The sequence below is a fragment of the Ilumatobacter sp. genome, assembly GCF_049588435.1.
Taxonomy (GTDB): domain Bacteria; phylum Actinomycetota; class Acidimicrobiia; order Acidimicrobiales; family Ilumatobacteraceae; genus Ilumatobacter_A.
In genome coordinates, this window is the sequence record NZ_JBAVYV010000400.1 from 20,305 (window position 1) to 27,747 (window position 7,443).

At 66.1% G+C, this 7,443-nt stretch carries 8 protein-coding genes and 1 pseudogene; 6 read left to right on the forward strand and 3 right to left on the reverse strand.

Annotated elements, in window-relative coordinates; genetic code table 11:
- The first annotated feature begins 27 nt into the window (after positions 1 to 27).
- Entirely contained in the window at positions 28 to 1,047 is a 1,020-nt protein-coding gene (locus WBV89_RS15565) for an alpha/beta hydrolase (RefSeq protein WP_423982263.1), read from the forward strand.
- A 27-nt stretch (positions 1,048 to 1,074) separates the two neighbouring features.
- Here WBV89_RS15565 and WBV89_RS15570 read toward each other — a convergent pair whose 3' ends face one another.
- On the reverse strand, positions 1,075 to 1,752 hold the full coding sequence (locus WBV89_RS15570) for a PH domain-containing protein (RefSeq protein WP_423982264.1): 678 nt from the start codon (positions 1,750 to 1,752) through the stop codon (positions 1,075 to 1,077).
- A gap of 105 nt (positions 1,753 to 1,857) precedes the next feature.
- Positions 1,858 to 2,412 (reverse strand): TetR/AcrR family transcriptional regulator, encoded by a 555-nt coding sequence (locus tag WBV89_RS15575; RefSeq protein ID WP_423982265.1) that lies wholly within the window; start codon positions 2,410 to 2,412, stop codon positions 1,858 to 1,860.
- Positions 2,413 to 2,479: 67 nt separating this feature from the next.
- On the opposite strand from WBV89_RS15575, the gene WBV89_RS15580 reads away from it, so the two are divergent.
- Positions 2,480 to 3,622: an aromatic ring-hydroxylating oxygenase subunit alpha gene (locus tag WBV89_RS15580; RefSeq protein WP_423982266.1), complete on the forward strand. Its 1,143-nt coding sequence runs from the start codon at positions 2,480 to 2,482 to the stop codon at positions 3,620 to 3,622.
- Positions 3,623 to 3,704: 82 nt separating this feature from the next.
- Here the strand turns inward: WBV89_RS15580 and WBV89_RS15585 are convergent, their stop codons facing one another.
- Positions 3,705 to 4,700, reverse strand: coding sequence for a hypothetical protein (locus tag WBV89_RS15585; protein ID WP_423982267.1), 996 nt, complete (start codon positions 4,698 to 4,700; stop codon positions 3,705 to 3,707).
- A 161-nt stretch (positions 4,701 to 4,861) separates the two neighbouring features.
- Here WBV89_RS15585 and WBV89_RS15590 point away from each other — a divergent pair, with 161 nt between their 5' ends.
- From WBV89_RS15590 to WBV89_RS15605, 4 genes and pseudogenes are all read left to right on the forward strand, one after another.
- Positions 4,862 to 5,443, forward strand: coding sequence for a cytochrome c oxidase subunit 3 (locus tag WBV89_RS15590; RefSeq protein WP_423982269.1), 582 nt, complete (start codon positions 4,862 to 4,864; stop codon positions 5,441 to 5,443).
- Positions 5,440 to 6,297 carry a c-type cytochrome gene (locus WBV89_RS15595; protein WP_423982270.1) on the forward strand — a complete coding sequence of 286 codons (858 nt, stop codon included), beginning with the start codon at positions 5,440 to 5,442 and terminating at the stop codon, positions 6,295 to 6,297. The genes WBV89_RS15590 and WBV89_RS15595 overlap by 4 nt, the downstream gene beginning before the upstream one ends.
- On the forward strand, positions 6,294 to 7,259 hold the full coding sequence (locus WBV89_RS15600; RefSeq protein WP_423982271.1) for a Rieske 2Fe-2S domain-containing protein: 966 nt from the start codon (positions 6,294 to 6,296) through the stop codon (positions 7,257 to 7,259). The genes WBV89_RS15595 and WBV89_RS15600 overlap by 4 nt, the downstream gene beginning before the upstream one ends.
- Positions 7,256 to 7,443: pseudogene (locus tag WBV89_RS15605) on the forward strand (ubiquinol-cytochrome c reductase cytochrome b subunit); the annotation flags it as partial. The gene WBV89_RS15600 and the pseudogene WBV89_RS15605, both read left to right, overlap by 4 nt.

Here is a 7,443-nt window from a genome sequence, read left to right on the forward strand (position 1 = left end):
GTGTGTTTGGTGAATTACGGTCGCCGCATGGAACCGTGGACGAGAAACCTGGCCGGACGAGTCGAGGAATCGTGGTTCGACAGCGACGCGCTGAACGGAAATCCGCTCGGCGATCCGGCCCGGCGTCCCGTCTGGGTCTACCTCCCACCCGGCTACGACGACTGCGACGAGCGGTACACGAGCATCTACCTGATCCAGGGGATGGGCGGCCAGGTCGACATGTGGCGGAACCGATCACCGATGCGTCCCAACGTGATCGAACTGATCGACGAGACGTTCTCGGATCCGAACCTCGCGCCGTGCGTCGTCGTGATGGTGGACTGCTGGACGAGCCTCGGTGGCAGCCAGTACGTCGACTCACCGGGAACGGGCCGGTATCACACCTATCTCTGTGACGAGATCGTCCCCTGGGTCGACGCGACGTACCGCACGGTTCCGGAGGCCGCTCGGCGCGGCATCACCGGCAAGTCCAGCGGCGGGTACGGGGCGATGATCACACCGATGTTGCGCCCCGACCTGTTCGGCGGACTCGCGACCCACGCCGGCGACGCCCAGTTCGAAGGATGTTTCCAACCCGACTTCCGCGAGTCGGCGCGTGCGCTGCGGAGCTACGACGGTTCGTTCGATGCCTACTGGGACGATGTGCGGAGTCGACCGGCGATGACCAAGGCGGAGGACATGACCCTGATCAACATCTGGTGCATGGCGGCGTGCTGGTCGACCGACGCCGACGGCACCGTGCGACTCCCGTTCGACACCCGCACGGGAGCCGTCGATGACCATGTGTGGGCGCGCTGGCTCGCGTGGGATCCGGTGCGGATGGTGCCGGGCCACGCCGATGCGCTGCGCGGCCTGTCGGCGCTGTACGTCGACGCGGGTGAACGTGACGAGTACTACCTGGACCTCGGCGCGCAGGGCTTCGTCGACGCTCTGAAGACGATCGGAGTCGAACCGACGTACTTTGAACTCTTCGACGCCGGCCACATGGCGATCGAATACCGCTACCCGATCGCGCTCCGCCACCTCGCCGAGCGGCTCGGCCCATGACGAGTGCCCGGTCCGGATGCTTCCGGGCTAGAGGTCGTCGACGATCTGCTTGCGCTTGATCTCGTACTCGGCATCGGAGACGAGTCCCTGTTGACGAAGCTGCTCGAGTTCGCCGAGACGATGCTGCGCTCCGGATCCTGGTGCGGCGGACGCCGTGGGTGGCGGCAACGTCTGGCGACCGAGTGCTTCGGCGATCGCTGCGGCATCGCGGTTGGAGTCCGACTGTTCGTCGGCCTCCATCTCCTTGAAGATCAACGTGCGGACATTGGCCGGGTCGGGGATGTTCTCGAACACCGAGTCGCCCGTCGCTCCTGCCGACTCGATGGTCACGGTGCCGTTGTTGAGCATCCGGGCGATCATCGACTGTTCGAAGTTGACGTTGTTGATGCGGTTGAGTGGGATCGACACGCCCTTCCGACGGATGACACCGCTCTGGTAGGCGACGCGCTGGTCGGTGACGGCGAATCGGGTGGTACGCCACTGCACGAGTTCGTATCCCGTGTCGATGAGCAGGACCACGAAGGACACGGCTGCGATCGCGCCGAACAGTGTCTCGAGGGCGCCGTTCTCGACCACGGAGAGGAGGACCAGCAGGCCGAGAATTCCGACAGCTGCCGCTACCTGCTTCCAGAAGTACCACCAGTGCGGGTTCTCCGAGAGGATCATTTTCTCTCCCGGCATCAGGTCGAGTTGCGAAGCAGCCATCCGGAGAGAATAGTCCACGCGTCGGCGTTCGGAGCCGATCCCGGTCAGCATCTCGTCGGTCGAATCGTCCGGCGGTCGGCGGCGGGGGAGTTCGGGAGGAGGTGGTCAGCCCAATCCGGTCTCGAGTGCCTCGATCTGGCGGCGGGGTGTCCAGAGGTCGGGGTCGAACAGCGCCTGCAGTGCGATTCCGTCGACGAGCGCGATCAACCGTTCGGCCTCGCGTTCGGCGGCGGGTCCGTCCGGGTCGTCGACGAGCGACGCGACCCGCGATCTGAAGCCTCGATATGCCATGCGCTGGATCTCGGCGAGTTCGGTGTCGCCGGCGGCCTGGGCTGCGAAGGCGAGGGTGACGATCCAGTGCAACCGGTTCTCGTCCGTCGTGGGGAGCGCCTCGAGGAGCGTCGTGCGCAGCGTCTCACACGAGGTCATCGCAGCGCGGACGGCGTGGCGGGATCGGCGTTGGTCGAGCGAGCTCTGCAGGGTGAACGCGAGGAGCTCACGTTTGTTGGCGAAGTAGTGGACGAGTGCACCGGTCGTCCAGCCGGCCTCGGCGGCGACCTCACGCAGCGATGCGCCGTCGATACCGTCGCGGGCGATGACGCGCGCAGCGGCCGTCGCCAGTTCGGAGCGGCGCTGATCGGCATCGACGACCTTCGGCATTGACCGATGATATCACAGCTGTTATACATAACGCTTGTTACGCAATGCCCGATCGAAAGGAACTCCGATGGTGCACATCCCAACCCGCGGCGACGTCCCGGTGCGACTCGGCGGTGACGTCCAGCTTCTGCCCGACTACGGACCCTCGACCATGAGCGCCGACGTCTACGGCGACCCGGTCCGCTTCGAACTCGAACGCGAGCGCGTGCTCGGCGCACACTGGTTGATCGCAGGGCGATCCGAACAGATCCCCGAATCCGGTGACTGGTTGACGTTCGAAGGGCACGGTGAGACCGTCGTCGTCACCCGCCAGCCGGACGGGTCACTCGCGGCGTTCCACAACGTGTGCCAGCACCGTGGCCCCGCAATCGTCGGCGAGTTGGTCGGCTGCGGAGCGCGTCGCTTCACGTGCCCGTACCACGGGTGGGTCTACGACACGACCGGTCTGGTCGTCGGTGTTCCCGAGCGAGAGGACTTCGATCCCGATCACCTCGAGGGTCTGCGTTCACCGGCCGTCGCCGCAGACGAATGGGGAGGATGGGTCTGGATCAACCTCGCCGGACCCGATCGGGCCGAGCCGCTGCTCGACGGGATCGGAACCGAGATCTCGGCCGACCTCGGCCAGTTCAAGATGGAGGACATGATCCTGCACGAGGTCGTCGAATGGGACGTCCCGGTGAGCTACAAGGCGATCGTCGACGGCTTCAACGAGATCTACCACACCAAGCAACTCCACGGCGTCGACGCGGCGTTCGTCAAGGCGGCGCGCGAGACGTCGTTCCACATCGTCGACGACAACTACATGTGCTTCGTTCCCCGTGCGGACAAACTCGAGGAGCTCGCGGTCGATCCCGATCATCATCGCTTCGCGATCTGCCACTACGTGGTCTTTCCGAACACCGTGTTCAACTGCAACCCCGAGCACATCCAGGTGTTCAACCCGATCCCGATCGACGTCGACCGCACCCGTTTCCTGTGCTGGGAGCTGATCTACCCCGGAGATCTCGACGATCCGGAGTACGCCACCTACCACGAGCGCACGATGGCGCACTGGAAGGGCCTCAAGAAGGTCGTCGGCGAGGACATCGAGATCTACGAACAGCTCGAGCGCACCAAGCGGTCGAGCGGCTACACGCAGCACGTCCTCAACGATCGGGAGTGCAAGATCGCCCACTACCACGAGAACATGGACCGCAAGATCCAGGATTGATCTGGTCGCCGTGTCGTTCGCGTGAGGAGTGTGCGCTGTGCGGACGCAGGGTCCTCACGCAAACGGCGAGTGCAGACCCAGGTCAGGTCTTGCCGGCGCGGCAGGCCTCCGACGCAGCCGTCGTGGCGTCGGTCTCGGTCCGGTCGATGACACGGTCGACGTAGCGTTCCGCGAAGCCGCCGAGGATCGCCCACGGGTAGGCGGCGACACCGGCGACGTTGACCAGATTCTGGATGTCGGCCTGCAGGAGCACGACCACGAGCAGCCCCACGACGCCGCCGAAGGTGAGGCGCAACATCAGGATGTACAACGGATTGACCACGTCCGACAGGGCGGTCGCACGTGTCGAGTTCCGGCTGAACAACATGTGCGAGACGGCCGCGCCGGTGATCGCGAGGCCGACGGTGGCCAGGTAGCCCGACAGGCTCCCCAGGGCATCGTCGGACTCGGACGCGGGCGACACGACCAGTACGCCGATCGCGCCCATCACGATGACTCCGAACAGCAGCCACGCTCGATGGGCCAGCCCACGGCCCGCCTCGAACATCCGTCGTTCGACCTCCGCGTCGTAGGTGTTCTTCGTCTGGCGGACCGCCCAGACCCGGGTACGCAGCCGCTCGATGTCGGCGTCGTCGTCGAGCGCGAGATCCCCACCGGTCAGGTTCGACATCTCGACGGCCAACCCACGCCGGTCCATGCCCTCGACGATCTCGAGGCGGGCAGCCCTGAGCAGTTGCCAGCCGTCGGTGATCCGGCCCTGTTCGAGGGCAGCAGCGGCATCGTGCAGCAGCGACATGGCAGCGACCGCCCATGGCTCGTCGGCGGCGTCGTTCGCCTGGATCAGCGATTCGATCTGACGCGCGGAGATCGTCAGTTCGGTGCGCAGGAAACCCTCGGACGCGGACGGCCGAGACAGGTGTCGGCGCACCGTGCGCAAGCCGCTGACCAGTTCGGTGGTCATCACGGCCGCAGTGCTCGGACCGGGTTGCATCGCGTCGGGTGCGAGCACCATCGTGCCGGGAGACGGCGGGGCCAGTTCCTCGCTCACGGTCGGCGGGGGGAGAGTGGGTTCGGACACACCGCGATCTTTGCAGACCGACGTTCCGGTGAAGTCCTCACGCGCGCTGGAAACGGCCGTCATGTGCGAATCTCCACCAGAAGTCGGCGAATGTTGTCGGAATCGACGGTTCGGGAAGGTCGGTTCCGACGTGGGGGTGCGCGATGCGTTACCTTCGGCGCATGGAAGCGACAGTGACCCCGGCCGTTTCGGCCTCGGCACCGGGCCGGACGACCGGCCAGTTCGGCGTCGTGGTGTTCCTCGCGTCCGACATCATGCTGTTCGCAGCATTCTTCGCGGCGTACTTCCTGTTGCGATCCACCGCCGATCAATGGCCGGCCGAGGGAGTCGAACTCGACACCGTCCGTGACGGGTTCTTCACCCTGGTGTTGGTGTCGTCGTCGTTCACCATGATCGCCGCCGATCGCGCGCACGATCGCGGAGATCGTCGACGGATGCGGCATTGGCTCACCGCAACGATCCTGCTGGGTGGGGCGTTCTTCGTCAATCAGATCACCGAGTACGCCACGATCGACTTCCGGTGGGACGAGAGCACGTACGGCTCGGTCTTCTGGGGACTGACCGGGTTGCACGCCATGCACGTGCTCGGCGGGTTGACCGCGCTGGTTCTGCTCTACATCCGTGCCACCCGCACCCGCTCGCTGGACGAGATCACACCGTGGGCGAACGGCATCTCGCTGTTCTGGCATCTGGTCGATGTGATCTGGGTCTGTGTCTTCGTGACGATTTTCGTGATCCGATGAGCGCCGTCCTCCGATCCCCGAAGCTGGCGCTCCTGCCACTGGCCGCGGCGATCGTGTTCGCGCTCGTGATGCTGTTGGCGTCCGGGCCGGCGACCGGCGCGCCCCGGGCCGCCGGAGACGTCGGATCCGAGGAGGCCGACGGTGCGTTGATGTTCAAGACCCAGTGCTCGAGCTGTCACGGTCTGGACGGTCTCGGCGTCGAGAACCGCGGTCCGTCGCTCGAATCCGAGGGGGCGGCCGCGGCCGACTTCGTCCTGCGCACCGGACGGATGCCGCTCGCGGCACCGAATCTGCAGGCCAAGAGCGGTCCCGTGCGGTACTCCGAGGCAGAGATCGTCGCGTTGGTCGATCACGTCGCCACGATCGGGGGCGGTCCCGGCATCCCCGACGTCGACACCACGAACGCCGATGTCACAAACGGCGGGACCCTGTTCCGACTCAACTGCGCTGCCTGCCATGTGGCGTCGGGTGCGGGCGCACCGATCGGCAGCGGCCGGATCGCACCGAATCTCGTCGACGCGACGCCGACGGAGGTCGGAGAGGCGATCATCGTCGGACCGGGCTCGATGCCGATCTTCGGCGAGTTCAGTCCCGAAGACATCAACGACGTCGCGGCATACATCGAGACGGCCCTCACCGATGCCGACACGACGTCGGCGCGCCACTTCGGTGGAGCCGGACCGGTCGCCGAGGGACTGGCGGCCTGGCTGCTGGCGCTGATCCCGCTCGTCGCCCTGACCCGATGGATCGGCCGGCCCAGCGAGGGGCGCCACAACCCCCAGACCGAGGCGGAACGAGCCGAGGCCGAGCGTCCGATGGAGACCGATCAGTCCACGGAGGTGGCATCGACGTGAGTGACGACGCAACATCGACGGACGACACCCCGATCAAGAACTTGCGGGTGTCCGAATGGACCCCGGTGGCCCACGAGGACATGAACCTGCGTGCGTATCGAGCGGCGATCGTCGCGTTCGTCGTCGCGGTGGTCGGCGGCCTGCTGGCTGCGCTGTCGTACTGGAACAGTTGGGCCGACACGTGGCTCGGCGTCGGCCTGGCGTTGGCGCTGGGTGGCATCGGATTCGGTCTGGTGTCCTGGTCGAAGTACCTCGACCTCGACGATCACGTGGTCCAGATGCGCGAACCGTTGCACACCACGGTCCAGGAGCAGCACGATCTCGAGGAAGAGATCGAGATGACGAAGAACACGGTCGGTCGTCGCAAGTTGCTCGTCGGACTCCTCGGTGGATCGTTCGCGAGCCTCGCCGTCGGTTTCGTCGGACCGATCGGGTCGCTCGGTCCGAAGCCGCAGGGTGAGCGGAACTCCACGGGCTGGTCGGCCGGTCGGCGAGTCGTGACGAACGACAGCGTGCCCATCCAGTTGTCCACGGGGCAGTTCGATCAGCTCACGACGGCGTTCCCCGAAGGCTTCGTCGGGCGCGACGATTCCCAGATCGTCCTCCTGCGGATGCACCCCGACATCCTGAGTGAACAGACGGTTGCACAGGGTGCGATCGACGGGTGGGTGGCGTACTCGAAGGTCTGCACCCACGCGGGGTGCTCGGTCGGGCTGTTCGGCATCGACACCCGGGAACCGGACGTCGTGCGCCAACTGGTGTGTCCGTGTCATCAGTCGGTCTTCGACCCGACCGACGCCGCCAGACCGGTCGGCGGTCCTGCACCCCGTCCGCTGCCGCAGCTGTCGCTCGGTGTGGACGACGAGGGATACCTGATCGCCAACGGAGACTTCGAACGACCGGTCGGACCGATCTCGTGGACCGAGGGCTGGACCGGGGGATGGACGGGCCAGGACCAATGAGCGTCGTCCGCCGTCTCCTGCACCGCCCGGACGGACAACCGCGACGCGGGCTCGTCGAGCGCTACGTCGACTCGGTCACCAGCCGGACCGGCGGTGGTTCGTTCCTCACCCGCAACCTGCGCAAGGTGTTCCCGTCGCACTTCTCGTTCCTGTGGGGGGAGATCGCGCTCTACAGCTTCATGGT